The sequence below is a fragment of the Pseudomonas sp. GW821-FHT07G06 genome, from assembly GCF_058986625.1.
Genome location: NZ_JBYSVW010000003.1, coordinates 94,507 through 112,521, shown reverse-complemented (window position 1 = coordinate 112,521; position 18,015 = coordinate 94,507). Strand labels below are relative to the sequence as shown.

Annotated in this window: 13 protein-coding genes; 3 read left to right on the top strand and 10 right to left on the bottom strand. The window is 62.1% G+C overall.

The features are described 5' to 3' along the window. Positions 1-7: 7 nt before the first annotated feature. Genes AC3WJW_RS07105 through hflK (AC3WJW_RS07090) form a run of 4 tightly spaced genes read right to left on the bottom strand, consistent with a single transcriptional unit; the run spans position 8 to position 5,971 of the window. Entirely contained in the window at positions 8-1,930 is a 1,923-nt protein-coding gene (locus AC3WJW_RS07105; protein WP_493725577.1) for a cation-translocating P-type ATPase, read from the bottom strand. Further along, positions 1,927-2,985 (bottom strand): protease modulator HflK, encoded by a 1,059-nt coding sequence (hflK, locus tag AC3WJW_RS07100; protein WP_493725576.1) that lies wholly within the window; start codon positions 2,983-2,985, stop codon positions 1,927-1,929. Before hflK (AC3WJW_RS07100) ends, AC3WJW_RS07105 begins: the two co-directional genes overlap by 4 nt. Then, the gene (gene hflC / locus AC3WJW_RS07095) at positions 2,982-4,016 is read right to left on the bottom strand and encodes a protease modulator HflC (protein WP_493725575.1); all 1,035 of its coding nucleotides are present in this window, start codon (positions 4,014-4,016) and stop codon (positions 2,982-2,984) included. Before hflC ends, hflK (AC3WJW_RS07100) begins: the two co-directional genes overlap by 4 nt. Continuing rightward, complete coding sequence (hflK, locus tag AC3WJW_RS07090; protein WP_493725574.1) at positions 4,013-5,971, bottom strand: protease modulator HflK; 1,959 nt, start codon at positions 5,969-5,971, stop codon at positions 4,013-4,015. Before hflK (AC3WJW_RS07090) ends, hflC begins: the two co-directional genes overlap by 4 nt. A 214-nt stretch (positions 5,972-6,185) precedes the next feature. Between hflK (AC3WJW_RS07090) and lpdA the strand changes: the two genes are divergently transcribed. Next, positions 6,186-7,586 carry a dihydrolipoyl dehydrogenase gene (gene lpdA / locus AC3WJW_RS07085; RefSeq protein WP_493725573.1) on the top strand — a complete coding sequence of 467 codons (1,401 nt, stop codon included), beginning with the start codon at positions 6,186-6,188 and terminating at the stop codon, positions 7,584-7,586. 111 nt (positions 7,587-7,697) lie between these two features. Here lpdA and AC3WJW_RS07080 read toward each other — a convergent pair whose 3' ends face one another. Beyond that, positions 7,698-8,171, bottom strand: coding sequence for an Lrp/AsnC family transcriptional regulator (locus tag AC3WJW_RS07080; protein ID WP_007969928.1), 474 nt, complete (start codon positions 8,169-8,171; stop codon positions 7,698-7,700). 145 nt (positions 8,172-8,316) lie between these two features. Between AC3WJW_RS07080 and AC3WJW_RS07075 the strand changes: the two genes are divergently transcribed. Continuing rightward, the gene (locus AC3WJW_RS07075; RefSeq protein ID WP_493725572.1) at positions 8,317-8,946 is read left to right on the top strand and encodes a LysE family translocator; all 630 of its coding nucleotides are present in this window, start codon (positions 8,317-8,319) and stop codon (positions 8,944-8,946) included. Positions 8,947-8,949: 3 nt separating this feature from the next. Here AC3WJW_RS07075 and AC3WJW_RS07070 read toward each other — a convergent pair whose 3' ends face one another. The 5 genes from AC3WJW_RS07070 to AC3WJW_RS07050 all read right to left on the bottom strand — a co-directional run bounded on the left by AC3WJW_RS07070 (position 8,950) and on the right by AC3WJW_RS07050 (position 16,268). Then, positions 8,950-11,067, bottom strand: coding sequence for a hypothetical protein (locus AC3WJW_RS07070; RefSeq protein WP_493725571.1), 2,118 nt, complete (start codon positions 11,065-11,067; stop codon positions 8,950-8,952). After that, on the bottom strand, positions 11,054-12,250 hold the full coding sequence (locus AC3WJW_RS07065) for a DUF3142 domain-containing protein (RefSeq protein WP_493725570.1): 1,197 nt from the start codon (positions 12,248-12,250) through the stop codon (positions 11,054-11,056). Before AC3WJW_RS07065 ends, AC3WJW_RS07070 begins: the two co-directional genes overlap by 14 nt. A 268-nt stretch (positions 12,251-12,518) precedes the next feature. Continuing rightward, entirely contained in the window at positions 12,519-14,549 is a 2,031-nt protein-coding gene (locus AC3WJW_RS07060; RefSeq protein WP_493725569.1) for a 2Fe-2S iron-sulfur cluster-binding protein, read from the bottom strand. A 63-nt stretch (positions 14,550-14,612) separates the two neighbouring features. Beyond that, positions 14,613-15,239 (bottom strand): glutathione S-transferase family protein, encoded by a 627-nt coding sequence (locus AC3WJW_RS07055; RefSeq protein WP_493725568.1) that lies wholly within the window; start codon positions 15,237-15,239, stop codon positions 14,613-14,615. Positions 15,240-15,365: 126 nt separating this feature from the next. Further along, positions 15,366-16,268: a LysR family transcriptional regulator gene (locus AC3WJW_RS07050; RefSeq protein ID WP_218503773.1), complete on the bottom strand. Its 903-nt coding sequence runs from the start codon at positions 16,266-16,268 to the stop codon at positions 15,366-15,368. Between the two features lie 575 nt (positions 16,269-16,843). On the opposite strand from AC3WJW_RS07050, the gene AC3WJW_RS07045 reads away from it, so the two are divergent. Continuing rightward, complete coding sequence (locus AC3WJW_RS07045) at positions 16,844-18,001, top strand: AI-2E family transporter (RefSeq protein ID WP_493725567.1); 1,158 nt, start codon at positions 16,844-16,846, stop codon at positions 17,999-18,001. Positions 18,002-18,015: the final 14 nt, after the last annotated feature.

The following is an 18,015-nucleotide window of genomic DNA, read 5'->3' as shown; positions in this document are numbered from 1 at the left end:
TTCGCCTTCAGCCTTCGTCCTTGAGCTTGAGCTTGAGCTTGAGCAACGGCTCCTGGAATCGCAGCAATCGACCGGCATTGCCCAACACCAGCAAGGTGCTGATGTTATGCAGCAACGCCGCAATCATCGCCCCGGCAGCGCCGAGCCAGCCAAACGCGGCGAAGGCCACAATGGCCAGGGTCCAGCCCAGCCCGATGATCACATTGACCTGCAATGTCTGGCGGCACTGCCGACTCAGACGCACGCAGGTGCCGAGGCGACGCAGGTCACTGCCGATCAGCACGATGTCAGCCGATGCCAGGGCGATGTCTGCACCGCCCGCGCCCATGGCTACACCGACCACACCCGCCTTGAGGGCCAGTGAATCATTGATGCCATCGCCGACCACCATCGGCCGAAAACCGCTGTCGATTTCCTTGAGTACACGGTTGAGTTTGTCTTCGGGCAGGGCTTGCGCTTCGACGTCACTGATCCCGACATCCCGGGCGAGTGTTTGCGCAACGCTATGGCGGTCACCCGTGAGCAACAACTGGCGACCCAGACCCAGTTCACGCAACTCACCCAAGGCAAATTGCGCCTCGGGTTTGACGCTGTCGGCCAGCAACAACCAGGCAAGAAACTCCCCGTTGAGCGCCAGCCCTGCAATCGGACCATCGTGATCGGGAACCGCCGTTGTACTGATGCCCAGTTGCGCGAACAACTCCGGCCGGCCGAGCGCCGCTTCGCCCTGCCCCGTCATCGCCACCACACCAAGGCCCTGGCGTTCATGAATGTCGGTCAGCAGCAGAAAATGTTCCTGGGCCACCAACCCCGCCAGGGCGCGGCTGACCGGATGACTGCTGGCCGAGCCGAGGCTCGCCGCCAGCTTCAGGACGTGGCTGCGATCCTCCAGCGGACTGTCGATGGATTGCAGACGCAAGGTGCCGAAGGTCAGCGTACCGGTCTTGTCGACCACCAGCGAGGTGAGGTCCGCCAACTCTTCAAGGAATGCAGAACTGCGGATCAGAATCCCGTGGCGTGCCGCCACCGCCACACCCGCAATCGCCGTGGCCGGCGCCGACAACACCAGCGCACAAGGACAGGCCGCCACCAACACCGCGAGCATTGCCTGGGCGTTGTTGGTGATGAACCAGGTCACGGCCGCCAGCAGCAACACCAGCACCATGTAGCTGCCGGCGTAGCGCTCCAGAAGACGAGTGATCGGCGGCTTCGAGCGCTCGGCGTTTTGCATCAGGGCAATCACTTTGCCGAGGGTCGACTCATGGCCGGTGCGGGTCACTTCGATTCGCAACAGACCATCGAGGTTGATCGCGCCACCGAACACCGACATGCCAACACCGGCCTCCATCGGTACCGATTCGCCGGTAATGGAGGCGGTGTCCAGACTGGCCTGGCCGGACAACACCCGGCCATCCGCCGGTACCCGGTCCCCGGCGCGCACCTCGACCCGATCGCCGGCCTTGAGTGTGCCGTTGTCGACTTCGATGATGGAGCCGTCCGCCTGTACCTTGCGTGCGTGGCTGCGGGTCAGTTTGCCGAGGGCGTGAATCGCCTCTTGGGAACCGATCACGCTGCGCTCCTCCAGCACGTGGCCGAAAATCATGATGATCGGCAACAGGGCCGCCGTCAGCAGATCCCCGGTGGCCCAGGCACCCAGCATGGCCAGGGCAATCAATTGATCGGTGATGCCGTGCAGGCTTGGATAACGCAGGCTGTACCAGGCCGAGCGCATGACCGGTACAGCAACCAGCAACGAAGCAAACCCCAGCAGCAATTGACTGACACCGGTCTGCTCCGGCGCCAGCCAACGCCAGATCAGGCCCAGCGCCAGCAGGCCCAATGCGAGCATGGCCAGGGTCAACTGGCGTGCGGCGCGGCGCTGTTCGGCCGAAGACAACAGGCTCGGTGTGGCGGCGGTTTGAGCGGTCATTGTGCAGCTCCCTGAATGATCAGGCGGGAATCGTCTTTGGGATCGACCGTAGTCACCGAACCGGCCTGGCCGAGAATTTTCGGCATACGCTCGCGATAGATACGCAGCAACATCTGCGGGTCGATACCTTGCTGCTCCGCCTTGGCCAGGCTCAACACGGTGGCCGTATCGGCAGACGCTTTGGCCAGCCGTTCACTCGCCTGGGCATGGGCCACTTGCAGCGTACGGTCGGCTTGCTCGTTGGCGGTCTGTGTCAGTTTCTCGGCTTCGGTGCGCGCATTGGCGACCGCCTTATCGGCTTGCTGGCTGGCGGTCAGTACCGCGTTGAAAGCGTTCACCGCAGGGCTTGGCAAACTCGATTGCACATCGACCCGTGCCACTTCGATGCCCAAGCCTTGCCCTGTTGCAGCAAGTTCGGCCAGCCGTTGATTGATGCCCTGCACCAGATCACCGCGCAAGCGCTCGCGTCGTTCCGCCGATTGGCTATCGGCACCGATCAGTTCCGGACGAGCGACCAGAATGGTGTCCAGATCCCGTGCGGCCGTGAGCGCCAGTGCACTGCGGGTCACCAGCCGATCCAGAGCCGGCAACACATGTCCGCCCTGAAGCACAAACGCATAGGGCTCGGTGACCTTGTAGAACACCCGCACATCGAGTTGCACCACACCGGCGTCACCCGTTAACAGATAGCCGGAGCCTGCGAGGGCATCGCTGATGGGCGTGGCAAAACTGGCCACGCGATCAGCCTGCGTCGCGGCATCACTGCGCAACAGGCTTTCCACTCGACGCTCGATCACCCGATCCGCCGCGGGCAACAGAATCACCTGCTCGAAGGGTTGCGGCCAAGCCAGAAGCAGCCCGGCATTCTGAATGCGATCCAGCGCGCCGAAATGCAAAACCACGGCGCGATTTTGTGGATCGATCTGCCGCACATTGGAAAACGCCCACGCCAAAGCCGCCAACACGGTCACCGCATACAGCGCAATAAACGCCAGGCGCCCGGCCTGAATCCAGGGGCTGCTCAACTCATTTGTTCCACGTGGAACCAAACTCATGGCTGCGATCCGGACTTGTTGTCGAGACTCGGCGGACCGTCTACCAACACCCGGAACGGTGCGGCATCGGTGCGCAGAATCAGCTTGGTGCCCGGGGTCACCACCGTGCCCAGGGTGTCGAGCGAGCGCAGCAGGTTGTAAAGCTGCGGCGAAGCCGCATAGGCGCGACCATAAATCTGCGCCGCCTCGACCCGCGATTGCGCTTCGATATCTGCCGCTTTCACTGTGGCATCAGCCTGCACAATTCGCGCATCACGTTCGGCAGCAGAACGAATTTGTGCGGCTTCACGCTTGCCGATGGCCGTGCGTTCAGTGGCGATGGTTTCACGCTCGGCGCGCATCCGGTCGACAGTTGCGGTGAGCGTTACCGAAGGCAGCGTCAGTCGTTCGATACCGACCTGCAACACGCGCACGCCATAAGTGGTGAGCAACTGCTGATCGATTTGCTTGCGCAGTTGCGCTTCGAAATCGGCGATGCGCACCTGGCTGGCATCGGTATTGACCAGACTCGCCAGATCGAAACTGCTGGCGGTGGTCTCCAGTGCGGAGCCGACAAAGGTACGAATCTGTCGTGCAGCCTCATCAGGCTGGTTCTGCACCGCACGCATGAAGCGTTGCACATTGTCCGGATCGCCCTGCACCTGCCACGCCACATAGGCCTGAACGATGATGCGCAAACCGTCCCGGGTGCCGACATCCTGCAAACCGCTGGACGTGGTGCGCAGTCGCAGATCCACCGGGATCGCCGCCTCGAACGGCGCCGGCCAGCGCCAGCCCAGCCCCGGATCCAGCAAGACCCGTGAAGGGTTGCCGAAGCGAGTGATCACCGTGGCCTCCCCCGAACGCACCTGTACCAGGCTCGCAGCGGCGACGGCAAACGCCACCAGCAATGCCGCCCAGCCCATACGACGCCACGGGAATGGACCGGCCTCTTGCGGATCGCCGTGGTGATGATGGTGATGGTGATGCCCGCCATGGCCGTGATCGTGGCCGCTGTGGTCATCGTGATCGTGCGTCTGGGACTGGCTCAATTGGCGGCTCCTGGCTGAACGGTTTTACGCGACGGCGCGGGGTCTACCGGCAGCGTGAAAGTACGGAGGTCGATGGTCGGCGCATTGCTGCTGCCGCCCAGACGATGATCGAGCACCAGCAATCTGGCGTTGGCCAACCCCTGGGACAACTGACTGAAATACCGCTCCAGCACGAAGGCCTGGCCAGCGCTGGCATAGGCTTTCTGCTCGGCGTTGAATTTCAGGTCCGCAGCCTCAGCGCCCGCATTGATTTCACGGGCGCTGGCCGTCGCCTGATCGCGGGCGATGCTGGCCTGCAACTGCGCCTGGTTAGTGGCTTCGGCGGCGGCACCGCGTTCACGGGCAATCAAGGCTTGCGCCCCAATCTGCGCCGCTTGCACGCCGTGATAGGCGTTGGCGGCACCGGCCGGCGGGTGAATCGCCTCGACCACCGTGGCGAGAATTTCCACGCCGCTGTCGAGTTTTTTCAGGTCCGCCTGGACGGCGCGGCCGATTTCTTCCGCCAGCCCTACCCTGTCCTCACCCAGTAAACCGTCGAGTGTGCGCGAGGCAAAATCGTGGACCAAGATTCGGCTGGCGGTGCTGCGAATCAACATCGGCACATCGGCACTGTTATAGGTCGCGGCCAATGCCGCCTCATCGCTCAGACCAATGCGATAGACGAAGCGCACATCCATGTTGACGATCTGAAAGCTCTGCCTGTCGGCTCGGCTGCTGGCGATCACCTGGGATTTGTCGTTCACATGGCTGGCGTCCCACAGGCGATTGGCAATTGCCGGGGCCGGGCCTTCGGCAGGGTCGGCCTGGGCAGGGGGCGTGGTTTCGCCAACACTGGTGGCCAACTCGTGAACCACGCCATTCTCGACGCTCAACACCCGGCCCAATGGCCAAGGCAGGCCTAGATGCAAACCCGGGCCAAACACCTCCACCGGCTTGCCGAATCGTTCATAGATGCCACGCCCTTGCAGCGCAATTTCGTGAATGCCCGTCAGCGACCAGCCAACCAGCGAAATCACCGCCAACACCGGAAGGAGCGCCCGACGCATGTACGTGAAGGCCCAGATTTGCCGCAGATCTATACCGAAACGGTTGTGTAATTCGTGCTGCAACGCCAGCAATGGCTGTGGTGGCCAGCGCAGCATGTCGGCGACAAAGCTGCGCGCCAGTAGCTCTGGCTCAAGGCGTTCGCGGCGCGGACTGAACAATGACAACACCGCACGCAGCAACAGTTCTGCCGCCACCAGCCCCGGCAACAGTCCGCACAACACCGCCAGGCGTACGGGCCATACCGAGGTTTCATCGGCAAACAACAGACAAAACGCAGCGAGTACCAGGCTGATGATCGGCACACGGGTCAATTGCGCCAACGCGGCGGCTTCAGGCCATTGCGCGGTGTTTTCCTGTGCCAGATGACGCTCCATCACCAACAGGCCGAAGGCCAGCAGCAATGAGCACGCCGCTCCGACCGTGGCCGCCAACCCCAGCGCTGCCGGGGGCAACCTAAGGTCCCAGGCCTGTTCGACGCCCAATACTGCCAACAATGCCCAACCGCCAAGCCACAGCGTCGGCGCGCCAATTTGCCCGAGCAGGTTGTGCGATTGCCGACTGATCCGGTCCAGCAAACGTTCATACCAGCCCAAAGGCTCGGCAGATTCGTCGACAACGACCACGGGCGCCACGGGATTCATGGCGCGGGCACGCCATTGGGCGACCCACCCGGCCGATTGCAAGCCTGCCATCAGCACCACAAACGCAGCGCTAAAATTCAGCAACAACGCTGCCCACAACGTTTTCGAGGCGAACAGCCCGGCAAAAAACGCCAGCAACGCACCCACGGTGGCGAGTACGCCCGCACCGATGGCGAACTGGCGCAAACGCCGCCCTTGAATGAACGCCTGCTGAAAACGGGGCAACCCGGCCAGCGGCGTTTCATCAACATCGAGATCGACTTGCATACCACCCCAGAGCGTCTTCGCTTACAGGACAATTCGTTACGATATAACGAAAATAGTGAAATTTCCGTATTCAAGCGCGCTATCTAAAGATGCCCAACCTGTCGCTTGGCTGAAGCCTTGACCGAAAGGCTGCAGAACGCACATATTACGTTCGTAATTTTATCCAGGAACTACTTTTACCCATCCCTTCCCCTTTCGATCCAGGAGTACATCCATGAGCACTTATGACGTCGTGATACTCGGCGGTGGCCCCGGCGGTTACAACGCGGCGATCCGCGCCGGACAACTGGGTCTGAAGGCGGCCTGCGTGGAAGGGCGTGCCACACTCGGCGGCACTTGCCTGAATGTCGGCTGCATGCCATCCAAGGCATTGCTGCATGCCTCCGAACTATACGACGCGGCCATGGGCGCGGAATTCGCCAACCTGGGGATCGACGTCAAGCCCAGCCTCAACCTCGCCCAGATGATGAAGCAAAAGGATGAAAGCGTTACCGGGCTGACCAAGGGCATCGAGTTTCTTTTCCGCAAGAACAAAGTCGACTGGATCAAGGGCTGGGGCCACATCGACGGCCCGGGCAAAGTCACGGTGACCGACAGCGCCGGCGGCAAGACCGAACTTGGCGCCAGGGACATCATCATCGCCACCGGTTCCGAGCCCACTCCCCTGCCCGGCGTGGACATCGATAACAAACGCATCCTCGACTCCACCGGCGCCCTGGCACTGACCGAGGTACCCAGGCATCTGGTGGTGATCGGCGCCGGCGTGATCGGCCTGGAGCTGGGTTCGGTATGGCGACGCTTGGGGGCGCAAGTGACGGTGGTCGAGTTCCTTGACCGGATCTGCCCCGGCGTGGACATCGAAGCCGGCAAAACCCTGCAACGCTCCCTGAGCAAGCAAGGCTTGAGCTTCAAGTTGAGTTCGAAAGTGACCAGCGCCACCACCTCCGCCACCGGTGTACAGCTCAGCATCGAGCCTGCCGCAGGTGGCACTGCCGAGTTGCTGGAAGCGGATTATGTGTTGGTGGCCATCGGACGCCGACCTTATACACAGGGCCTGGGCCTGGAGAACGTCGGCCTCGCCACGGACAAGCGCGGCATGCTCGCCAACAAGGGGCATCGCACCGAAGCCGCCGGGGTGTGGGTGATTGGTGACGTGACCTCCGGCCCCATGCTCGCGCACAAGGCCGAGGACGAAGCCATGGCCTGCGTCGAGCAAATCGTCGGCAAGGCTGGCGAGGTCAACTACGACCTGATTCCCAGCGTGGTCTATACCCGGCCGGAACTCGCCAGCGTCGGCAAGACCGAGGAGCAGCTCAAGGCCGAAGGCCGGGCGTACAAGGTGGGCAAGTTTCCCTTCACCGCCAACAGCCGGGCGAAGATCAACCACGAGACCGAAGGCTTCGCCAAAGTGCTGGCCGATGAGCGCACGGACGAAATTCTCGGCGTGCATCTGGTCGGCCCGAGCGTCAGTGAAATGATCGGCGAGTATTGCGTGGCCATGGAATTCAGCGCCTCGGCCGAAGACATCGCCCTGACCTGCCACCCACACCCGACCCGCTCCGAGGCGTTGCGCCAGGCGGCGATGAATGTGGAGGGGATGGCGACGCAGATGTAAGACCCAGAGGGCTTGGGTGGCAGGTCTATCGCCTTCGCGAGCAAGCCCGCTCCCACAGGTACAGCGCAATCCTTGTGGGAGCGGGCTTGCTCGCGAATCAGGCGACTCGGTTTAGAGCGGCAAATGCTCCAGCGGCAACGCTCCCGGCGCCTTCACCGTGTGAATCGCAAAATTGCTGCGGATGTCGCTCACACCCGGCAGCTTCAACAAACGCCCGGTGAGAAACCGGTCATAGGCGCGCAAGTCCGGCACCACCACCTGCAGCAGAAAGTCCGACTCCCCTGACACCAGAAACGCCGAAATCACCTCGGGCAATGCCGTCACCGCCAGGCGAAAGGCTTCGGCCTGTTCGTCGTTATGGCGCTCGACCTTGACCCCGACAAACACCGTCAGCCCCAACCCCACTTCGTCGCGATCCAGATTGGCCTGATAGCCGCGAATCACCCCCGCCTCTTCAAGCATCCGTACCCGGCGCAAGCAAGGCGATGCCGACAGGCCGATCTCGTCTGCCAGTTGCACATTGCTCAGGCGGCCGTCCCGTTGCAGTGCGGCGAGAATCTTGCGGTCGTAGGCGTCGAGTTTCATGGCTTGGCAGATTCCGATGGTGCATGCGAAAGAAAGTGGCAGATTATGCCAATACAGCCCCCGATAGAAGCTGACAACGCAAGCACCTGCCCTGCCCTCCGGCCCTAGACTGGCACCACCGAATCGACAACGAATGGGGTGCAACGTGGACGGACTCTGGATGTTTTTCATGGCGCTGGCGGTGGTCTATCTGTTGCCAGGGCCTGACATGATCCTGCTGTTGCAGACAGGTGCCCGCCAGGGCAAAGGCGCCGCGCTGGCCACCGCGGTGGGATTGGGCATCGCCCGGGGTTGTCATGTGGGACTGGCGGCGCTGGGGCTGGCGGCGCTGTTCAAGGCGGCGCCCTGGACCTTCGATGTGGTGCGCCTGGCCGGCGCCGCGTACCTGCTGTGGATCGGCATTCAGTGCCTGCGAACCACGATGCTACCGAACCTCGGAAGCGCCGACACAACCGGCGAAAAACCGCGCTGGAGCATAGCCATCCGGCGCGGATTGCTGACCAACCTGCTCAACCCCAAGGCACTGTTGTTCTGCTCGGTGCTGCTGCCACAATTCATCAACCCACAGGCCGGGTCGGTGCTCGGACAATTTGCGACCCTGGGCGTGGTGCTGGTCGGTGTCGGTCTGCTGTTCGACAGCGCTTACGCCCTGATCGGCGCGGCACTCGGCCGTTGGCTGCAACGCAGCCCTTCAGCCCAGCGCCTGCAACAATGGTTGTTCGGCAGCCTGTTGATCGGTTTCGCCGTGCGGCTGACCTTTGTGCAACAGGCTTGAACCTCACGGCGCCTTGCGGCGGCGACGCTTGAACAGCAACAGCGCGGCTGCCGCGAACGCCAGTACGCTACCGACCTGCAACGGCGTCTTATAGGGGCGCAAGGTCGAACGCGCCGCGTCGGTGACTTGAGTCACGTAGCGCTTGTCGGCGTTCTCGAAGTCGGGGTACGGGCATTGGTGGCCGAAGTCGGCGGCCCATTCCACGTAAGGCCCTTCCTTGACATAACGCTGATAAATCGCACTTTGCTCTTCAAGGCTGCTGTTCCACCCCGACGCCTCGCACAGCACCGCCGCAAACGCCTGACTGGTGTGAGGCAAGTTATCCGCCGCCCTGCTCGCCAGCGCCGTGGCCACGAAGCGATAGTGATAACGCTGATCGGGCTGGGCGGCGCTGGCCTGCTGACGCTTCACTTCGTCCTCGGCCATCAATGGACCGACCTTGAGTTCGGCGTTTTCGAGGATGTAATTACCGCCGAACGTGGCGTAATCCGGCGCCATTTCGTAGCCCAGGATATCCATGCCCCACTCGCGCGCCGTCCAGGCGGCATTGAACAGTGCAGCGGCGCGACGGGTCGGCCACCAGGCTGAATCTGCCGCCTGGCGTTGCTCGCCGTACAACCTGGCCTTGTGCCGCAAGCCGTCATTATCGAAGTACGCCAGCGCTTGCTCGTAATGGCCTTCGCGCAACAAACGCCGCCCCAGCAGATTGCGCAGGCTCGCCGCCACCGGCAAGGGCACGTAGTTGTCACGTTCCTGCTGGCTGAGCGGTGGCGGGGCCGGCACTTGCGTGTCGACATAGTGCTTGAGTTCTTCGAGGGTCAACACGCGCTCGGCAACGGTGGCGGCGTCGAACCAGTAAATGCTTTGGCTGCGATACAGCTGGTCGAAGGCTTGCAGGTAATCCCCGCGTTGCAGGGCGAGGATCGCACTTTCACCCTCGACCCGGCATTTGGGCTGGAGCGTTTCGTAATCGTAGTCCGGGGTCCGTCGCTCGCCCCAGGATTCATTCTGCGGGAAGGCCTGGGCCGCTTTGGCATAGGCTGCGGCGGCTGCGTTTTTATCGCCGTCGCGCACCGCCAGTTTTGCCCGTAGCCACCAGGCCAACCCGCCATCGCCGGCATGCTCGAGGAACGCCTTGGCGCTGGCGTAATCGCCCTGTTGATAATTCATCGCCGCCAGGCGGTCGGCGTTTTCGAGGCTGCCGCGCGTGCTGTTTTGCAACAGCTTGATCATTTTCTGTTCGTTCGGTGGTTGATCGCCAAACGACCAGCCCAAGCGGCTGATCAAGGACGCGGTCACCAACTGCTGCACGGGCTGGCCCTTGAGCAACTCGGCCACTTGATCATCCGACAGCGTCATCAGGTCCGCCATCAACAGCTTCAACGAGGTGTAGCCCACCGCGGAGCCGTGCAGATTCTGCGTGGCGTACAGCTCGATGGCACGGTTCCAGTCGCCGGCAGCGCGCACGACCCGGGCTTCTTCGCCGAGGCTGGCGACGCCCAGTTCCAGCGGATCGCTGAAGCCGTCGATGCTCAGTTGCCGGGTTTGCTCGAAGGCTTTGCGGGATTGTTCGAGAAAATCCGGCGCCGCATCGGCTTCAGCACTCATGGCGAACAACGCGCGCCCCAGCGAGTAAGCCGCCCAGGTGCTGCGCGAAGCCCGTTGCTCTGCAGGCAAGGCCAGCACTTTCTTGAAATACCCGGCGGCCAAGGCATTGTCACCCGCGCCAAATGCCACAGCGCCCGCCAGGTACCACCTGAGCTCGGGCGGCAGTTGCGCACCTTCGGTTTCAACCTGATGAGCATCCGTCAGGCCGCGCAGGTGTTTCACCAGCACTTGTTGTTCAGCGGAAAGTCCCGCCTGCTCGGCTTGATCCCGTAGTGCTACCGCGTCAGGTTGATCGCTGTAGTCGGCGCCAGCAGTGACGTTCTTCAAGCCGCTGATGGCGTGGCCGAGGCGGCTGATTTCAAAGCTGAAGTTGCCTTCGGGCAGTTCCGCCAGCGACTGGCCACGGTTATCCAGCAGACGCATGGGGAAGTCCGGGCCGCAGGCCAGCGCCGAGCCCAGCGGCAGGCTGAGGCTCAGGCAAAGCAAATGACGCGGCCAGTTACGGGTGAACATTCGAACCTCCTTGATCAATGTGTGCGCAGCGAGCCCAACCGATGGCACGCTGTCCGCCGGCCGGAATTCGGCCATCGCGCAGGCGGGTGAAGGTAAGCAGATCCGGTCGCTGTTGCAACGCGTAACCGGCCAAGGCATCGGCCCCGTCACAGCCGCTGACGGCGAGCGTCAGGCGTTCGGGCCAGGCGCTGTCGAGGTTGCCCTGGTTGCTGATGCCGATGTCATAGAGCCCATTGTCGGCCGAGAGTTGCAGCGTCAACTGACTATCGAGGACATCAGCACGCGCCACGGCGCGCAAGGTGGTCAAGCTCCAGGCCCGGCGGTCGTTGGCCAATGGCAGGCGAAACCAGATCAGGCCCGCCAGATGCTCGGGTGGATCGGCACGCAGCTCGGTGCCGAGGGTGCGCAGTGACTGCGGATCGGCGAGTAATTCCCGACGCAGACCTTCGCGCTCCAGCGTTACTTCGCTTTCCACAACCGGTGCGCCGTCCGCCGACGGCAGCAACGCCACGCCGTAGGCCGGCAGCGCCAGATAGAACGGTTTTGTCGTGACGCGGCTCCAGGCTTTCGCCCATTCCCGGGCCTGATCGGCATCAAACAAGCCACGACGCGGATCGCTCACCGCGTGCACCTGCAACACGCTGCTGTCGACTGTGGATAACAACGCCGGCAGTTCGCGACTGTCGAGCCAGGACGGCAGCGCAGTGATGCTCAGCGGCAGCGAAGTCGGCAATGCTTCACGCAGATGCGCGAGAAATTCGCGGTACGAAGGTAGCCGGGCATTACCGGCATCGTGGTCGATTTCTACACCAGCGAGGTTCAACCCTTGCCCCTGCCAGTCGCTGATCACCTGGCGGATCTGCGCGGTGACCTCTTCCTGATCGAGTGCCTTGAGCTGCCCGTCCAGGCGCACCACCGCAATCACCGGCCGGCCATCGCGCCTGAGCAATACCGGGTCAATGCGGGCACGGCTCCATCCGGCATTGGGGAAGGCCTGCAAGGCCAGCACCCGCAACGTTGAAAAGTCGGCACGGCTGTCCCTGAGGGCGGCGTCGTGGGCCGGCGTCCACTGCCGCTGCCAGACGTAGAGTTGCTGATCCAGCGGCGGTGCGTCGTGCCTTTCGCATCCGGCGGTCAGCGCCAGCGCCAGCAGCAAGGCGATCGAGCGAGTGAAAAAAACCATTGAAACGCCTGTTCCTGAAATGCAGAAAGGGCCTCTGCGGCTAATGCCGTTCAGTTAAGGGATTGGCCAGCACTGATTGACCTGTGGCGAGGGAGCTTGCTCCCGCTGGGCAGCGAAGCGGCCCTAACAAATGGGCCTGCTGCGCAGTCCAGCGGGAGCAAGCTCCCTCGCCACAACTGATCGGCCTTAACCTCTGGGCCCCTTTTCGTTCTGCCCACTACCCTACCCAGCCATCGACCGGCGGGCAATGTTCACGGGTAATCTTCCTTCAGATATCGAGCACCAACGGCTGCGCCCCCTGCGCCGGAATCGCACAGCAAATCAGCACCTGTCCGTCATCCGGTACCTCCGGTGGCGGCAGTGGGTAATGCACCTGACCGCTGACCAAACGCGTCTTGCAGGTGCCGCAGGAGCCGCCGCGACAACTGAATTCCGGGCGCAGGCCACGGCTTTCCGCCAACTCCAGCAAACTGCCGCCCTCCGGCTGCCAGCGCGCTTCCTTGGCCGAGCGCTGGAACACCACGGGCACCGACGTGGTGGCGGCAGGTGGTTGCTCGATGACCACGGCATCGGGGTCCGGACGCCGGCGCAAGGTGGACGGGCCGAAGGTTTCGGCGTGAATCCGCGAGTCGCGAATGTCCAGCTCGCGCAAGCCGTCGTACAGCGCCTGGGTAAAACTTCCGGGGCCACAGACAACAAAGTCCGGCTGATCGTAGTCCTCGACGGTCAGCAGCTCCTTGAGCAGCGCGACGTCGATCCGCCCACTGAGGTCGAAGTCCGCGCCTTGCACCGCCTCGGCTTCCGGTTGGCTGAGCACACGCACCACCCGCACCGCGTCACCGGCGTCTTCGAGCAAGCGATCCAGTTCACCGCGAAACGGCTGGTCGGCCAGCGTGCGCGAACCCTGGATAAACCACGTCGGGCGGATACGGCGGGTACGCAATCCCTGGTAAACCACCTCGCGCAGCATCGACAACAGCGGCGTGATGCCCACCCCGGCCGCCAGCAACACCAATGGCCGACGCTCATGGGGCGCCACGGTGAAATGCCCTTGCGGCGCCCGCGCCTCCAACAGGTCGCCGACCCGAATCCGCTCATGCAAATGGGTAGAGACCCGCCCATCGCGCTTCACGCTGATGCGGAAAAAATCATCGGACGGGGCGCTCGATAAACTGTACGTGCGGATGTGCACTTCACCGTCAATGTTAAAGCGCAGGGGCAAATGCTGCCCGGCCTGGAAAAGCGGTAATCCGGCTCCGTCGGCTGGCTCCAGGTAAATCGAGCGAATGCTGTGGCTTTGCGCTTCAATGCGCGTCACCCGCAACGGCCGCCATTGATCCCCCAGGGCTTTGGCCTGCAAACGCGCCGCGGCCTGCTCCCAGGTGCCGGTGAGCAAACTGGTGGGTGATACGCCGTCGAAGCGCCAGCGTAACGCCAGGGCGGCGGGGCGACGTACGACGTGTTCGACATCGATTGTCCACAGGCGCTCGGCTCCCTGGAACGCCTCGACCTGCGGGCCCTCGAGGATGATTTCGGTGCGCCCGCTGAGCTGCAGCAAGTCACCGGTATTGAAATCGATGAACAACAACCCGGCCCGGGGATTGAGCAGCAGGTTGCCCAAGGTGTTGAAATGCAGGTTGCCGGCGAAGTCCGGAATGGTCAGGCGATTGCCTTCCACGTGTACGAAACCGCTCTGACCGCCACGATGCGATACATCCACCGAGCGCTCGCCGTCGACCTCCACATAACTGGCAACGAAGAACGTGTCCGCCTCGGCGATCATGGCCCTGGCCGCGTCATCCAGTGCGTTGAAGTGTTGCGCGACTCGCGTCGAAGGGTCGGCCAGCGGTACCGAACGAAACTGGCGCAACTGAATGTACTGCGGGCAATTGCCGAAGGACTGATCCACCGTCACCGCGAAACTGCCGGTCGTCATGGCACGGACACGTCCATTGATGCGGTTGCGCCGACGGGTATGCAACTCGATACCCAACAGGCCGATGGCCGCGCCGTCACTCAACTGCGCGGGATCATCAAAGGCAGGCAGGCTGCTGAACTGCAACAAGCCAGGTGCTGGCGAGTGGGCGAATCCGGGCTGGCCTTCAAGGATGCTGGCCCAGGGATGACCGTCGGCATCCACCGCTCCGTACAGCATGAACGGCAGTTGCTGATAGAAGGTGCGGTGCTGGTCCGGCATCTCGCTGCGAATCACCTTACGACCGAAAATCTCCATTCGTTCGGCAACGCCCACATGCGCCTGCAATTGTTTCTCGCCGGCATGCCAGGGTGAACGGTCCATACGGCTTCTCCCTTGCGCCACTGGCGCAGATCGGGGCGGCCCGGCAACACCGGGCCGCGAGCATCAGGCAGTTTTTTGCAGGCCGGCGACGGTGCGCGGCATGCCGACAAAACCTGGCAAGGCTTCGATACGGGCCAGCCACGCGCGAATATTGGGGTACTCGTTCAGCGACACATTGCCCTCCGGCGCATGGGCGATGTAGCTGTAGGCGGCGACGTCGGCAATCGTCGGTTCAGTGCCGACCAGATACGCTGTATCGGCCAGTTCGTGATCGATCACTTTGAGCACGGTATGGGCGTAGGCAATCACTTCTTCAGCGTTGTAAGGCGCACCAAATACAGTGATCAATCGGGCCCGGGCCGGACCGAAGGCAATCGGGCCGGCAGCCACCGACAACCAGCGCTGGACTTTGGCCGCACCCACCGGATCAGCCGGCAGCCAACGGCCGTTGCCGTACCGTTGCGCCAGATACACCAGAATCGCGTTGGAGTCGGCCAACACCACGCCCTGGTCATCAATGACCGGCACCTGACCGAATGCATTGAGCGCCAGGAACGTAGGTTTCTTGTGCTCGCCCTTGGCGAGGTCAACGAAGATCAATTCGGTCGGCAATTTCAGCAGGGACAGCATCAACTCGACACGATGCGCGTGGCCGGAACGTGGGAAGTTGTAGAGTTTGATCGCTTGCATGGTCGACACCTCGGGTCAGTGGTGCTGTACAGGAAGGCCAGCGCCGGTGGGTCGTATCTTCCACTCACAAGCAAAACAACAGAATCACCAGCAAACGCAATCCATTATTTCACTGGGTGAAATAACTCAACGCTCGAGCGCTGGGTGTTCGCGTAGGGTCTTGACCGCGAAATCCACAAAACTGCGCACCCGGGCCGGGGCTTTGCGTCCGCCCTGATAGAGCACGTGGATGGGCAATGGCGGCAGTTCGAAGTCAGCCAGAACAATCTCCAGCTCACCGGCGGCCACCTTGCTCGCCACTTGATAAGACAGCACTCGTGTGAACCCCAACCCCAGACTGGCTGCCGTGATGGCCGCCTGATTCGCTGTCACCACCAGTCGCGGTTCAGCCCGCACACTCAGGGTTTCGCCGTCTTCAATGAATGGCCAACTCCTGAGTTGGCCAATGGCCGATGTCGCAATGATCGGCGCCTGAGCCAGTTCCTGTGGATGCCTGGGTCGACCATGGCTGGCCAGAAACTGTGGTGAGGCGCAGATCACCCGCCGCACCTCGCCCACGCGGATTGCATGCTGATTGCTGTCGGGTAGCTCGCCGATGCGGATGGCCACATCGACTCCCTCCTCGACCACGCTCACCACCCGGTCCACCAGCAGCGCGTTGATGCAGACCTCGGGGAACTGCGTCAGGTAGCTCACCATCAGTGGCGTGACAAACAGCTCGCCAAACAAGACCGGTGCGGTGATGGTCAGTTGCCCACGTGGATGGATATGGCTGCCCGCCGCCGAGTCCTCGGCTTCCTGCACCTCGGCGAGAATTCTCCGACAGTCCTCCAGATATCGCTGACCGGCCTCACTCAAATACACGCTGCGCGTCGTACGCGTGAGCAGTTGTGTCCCAATACGCTGCTCCAGCGCCGCCACCGCTCGGGTGACGCTGGCCGCCGACAGACCCAAACGCCGCGCCGCCGCCGAAAAACCCTGTTCCTGGGCGACGGCAGCGAAGACCTGCATTTCCTGGAAGCGGTCCATGGGCATGTCCTCATTTCAAATAAATAAATCGCAACCGAAGACCGGGATGTTAAACGCGAGCGCCCAACAACATCGTTGGGCACCCGACCATCAACTAAATCAACGGGCTACTGCACTCTAGCGCCTCCACCGTAAAAACGAAGCGTGGCACACACCTCAAAGAGCGGACCGGGGATTATTGATAATTAATGAGGGTTATTTTCTTGCGACGGATGCGACTGTTCGCAATGATCCGGCCCCGCCCGCTGAAGCGGCTAATGCCAGACCGGGAACAAATGCCTTCGGCTCCACTCCCCACTCGCTTCCGGCATGGGTTCGTCAGCGGACGCTATCCACAGCGGCAGAATTCCAGCCTGCGTAATCAGGCGGAATATTCGACTGCTCCTATACTACAAGCCACCCTGTTACCTATTGAGTTTCAGTAGGTACCTCGTTGAATTTTCCCTACATGAAGTAAGGCGTTAGTTATTAACGCTTGGACGACGGTCCATCGATCCTGCGTTCAAGACTCACGGGTAGGGAAGAGTGAACTTCAACTGGCTGGCTAACCTGGTGACACCGCAAGGAGTTCGAAAATGTTGCGCACTAACATTTCCGCTAGAGCACTGTCCGGTGGTTTGCTCGATGTACTGATACGCGCCGGGCTGATTACAGTGCTGGTACTGTTCTGCTTCCAGATCTTCCACCCCTTCCTCAACCTCATGCTCTGGGCACTGATTCTGGCGATCACCCTGTATCCCCTGCATGCGCTGATCAAGCGCAAGGTAGTCAACAAGGACGGTCGTGCCGCCACCCTGATCGTGGTGGTCGCCCTGGCCTTGCTGATGGTGCCGATCTACCTGCTGGGCACCTCGATCAGTGAATCGATCCAGGGCACCCTGGCGATCCTCAAGTCCGATACGCTGCAGATTCCGCTACCCAGCGAAAAAATCGCGTCCCTGCCGCTTGTTGGCCAGCCGCTCTACGACTACTGGATGCAGGCCGCCACCAACATGAGCAGCGTGCTCATGAAGCTGATGCCCTATATCAAGTCCATCGGCCTGACCTTGCTGGGCAAAATGGCCGACGTTGGTGTGGGTTTTCTGTTGTTCATCGGTGCCCTGATCATTGCCGGCGTGTTCATGGCCTATGGCGAAAACGGCGAAAGAAGCGCCCTGGCCATCACCTCGCGCCTTTCCGGCCCGGAGCGCGGCCCACGCATCACCGAGCTCTGCACCGCAACCATCCGCGCGGTGGCCCAGGGCGTGGTAGGCATCGCGTTCATTCAGATGTTGCTGGTTGGTGTGGGTTTCGTACTCATGGGTGTCCCCGGTGCCGGCTTGCTGGCGATGGTTGCGCTGCTGATGGGGATCATGCAATTGCCGGTGCTGCTGGTGACCCTTCCGGTGATCGCTTATGTCTTCGCCACCGAAGGGACGAGCCTGGCCACTGTTGTGTTTGGCATCTATAGCCTAATCGCCGGGATGGCCGACAACGTCCTCAAACCCTTGATGCTTGGCCGCGGCGTCGATGTCCCCATGCCGGTGATTCTGATTGGCGCCCTGGGTGGCATGGTCAGTGGCGGTTTCATTGGTTTGTTCATCGGCCCGGTGGCGCTGGCGGTGGGCTACCAACTGTTCTGGCAATGGGTCCAGGACCAACCGTCTGCCGAGCTACTGAGCGAAACACCAGAGATCGAGGCGTTGAACGAGACACCGCACATCGAGGCCATGAACGATCAGCGTCCCCTCTGAAGAGGTTGCGCTTG

What these genes read in the sequence shown, in the direction of transcription:
- AC3WJW_RS07105 (WP_493725577.1), bottom strand. Translation starts at nt 1,930, where the DNA reads ATGACCGCTCAAACCGCCGCCACACCGAGCCTGTTGTCTTCGGCCGAA.
- hflK (WP_493725576.1), bottom strand. Translation starts at nt 2,985, where the DNA reads ATGAGTTTGGTTCCACGTGGAACAAATGAGTTGAGCAGCCCCTGGATT.
- hflK (WP_493725574.1), bottom strand. Translation starts at nt 5,971, where the DNA reads ATGCAAGTCGATCTCGATGTTGATGAAACGCCGCTGGCCGGGTTGCCC.
- lpdA (WP_493725573.1), top strand. Translation starts at nt 6,186, where the DNA reads ATGAGCACTTATGACGTCGTGATACTCGGCGGTGGCCCCGGCGGTTAC.
- AC3WJW_RS07080 (WP_007969928.1), bottom strand. Translation starts at nt 8,171, where the DNA reads ATGAAACTCGACGCCTACGACCGCAAGATTCTCGCCGCACTGCAACGG.
- AC3WJW_RS07070 (WP_493725571.1), bottom strand. Translation starts at nt 11,067, where the DNA reads ATGTTCACCCGTAACTGGCCGCGTCATTTGCTTTGCCTGAGCCTCAGC.
- AC3WJW_RS07065 (WP_493725570.1), bottom strand. Translation starts at nt 12,250, where the DNA reads ATGGTTTTTTTCACTCGCTCGATCGCCTTGCTGCTGGCGCTGGCGCTG.
- AC3WJW_RS07060 (WP_493725569.1), bottom strand. Translation starts at nt 14,549, where the DNA reads ATGGACCGTTCACCCTGGCATGCCGGCGAGAAACAATTGCAGGCGCAT.
- AC3WJW_RS07055 (WP_493725568.1), bottom strand. Translation starts at nt 15,239, where the DNA reads ATGCAAGCGATCAAACTCTACAACTTCCCACGTTCCGGCCACGCGCAT.
- AC3WJW_RS07050 (WP_218503773.1), bottom strand. Translation starts at nt 16,268, where the DNA reads ATGGACCGCTTCCAGGAAATGCAGGTCTTCGCTGCCGTCGCCCAGGAA.
- AC3WJW_RS07045 (WP_493725567.1), top strand. Translation starts at nt 16,844, where the DNA reads ATGTTGCGCACTAACATTTCCGCTAGAGCACTGTCCGGTGGTTTGCTC.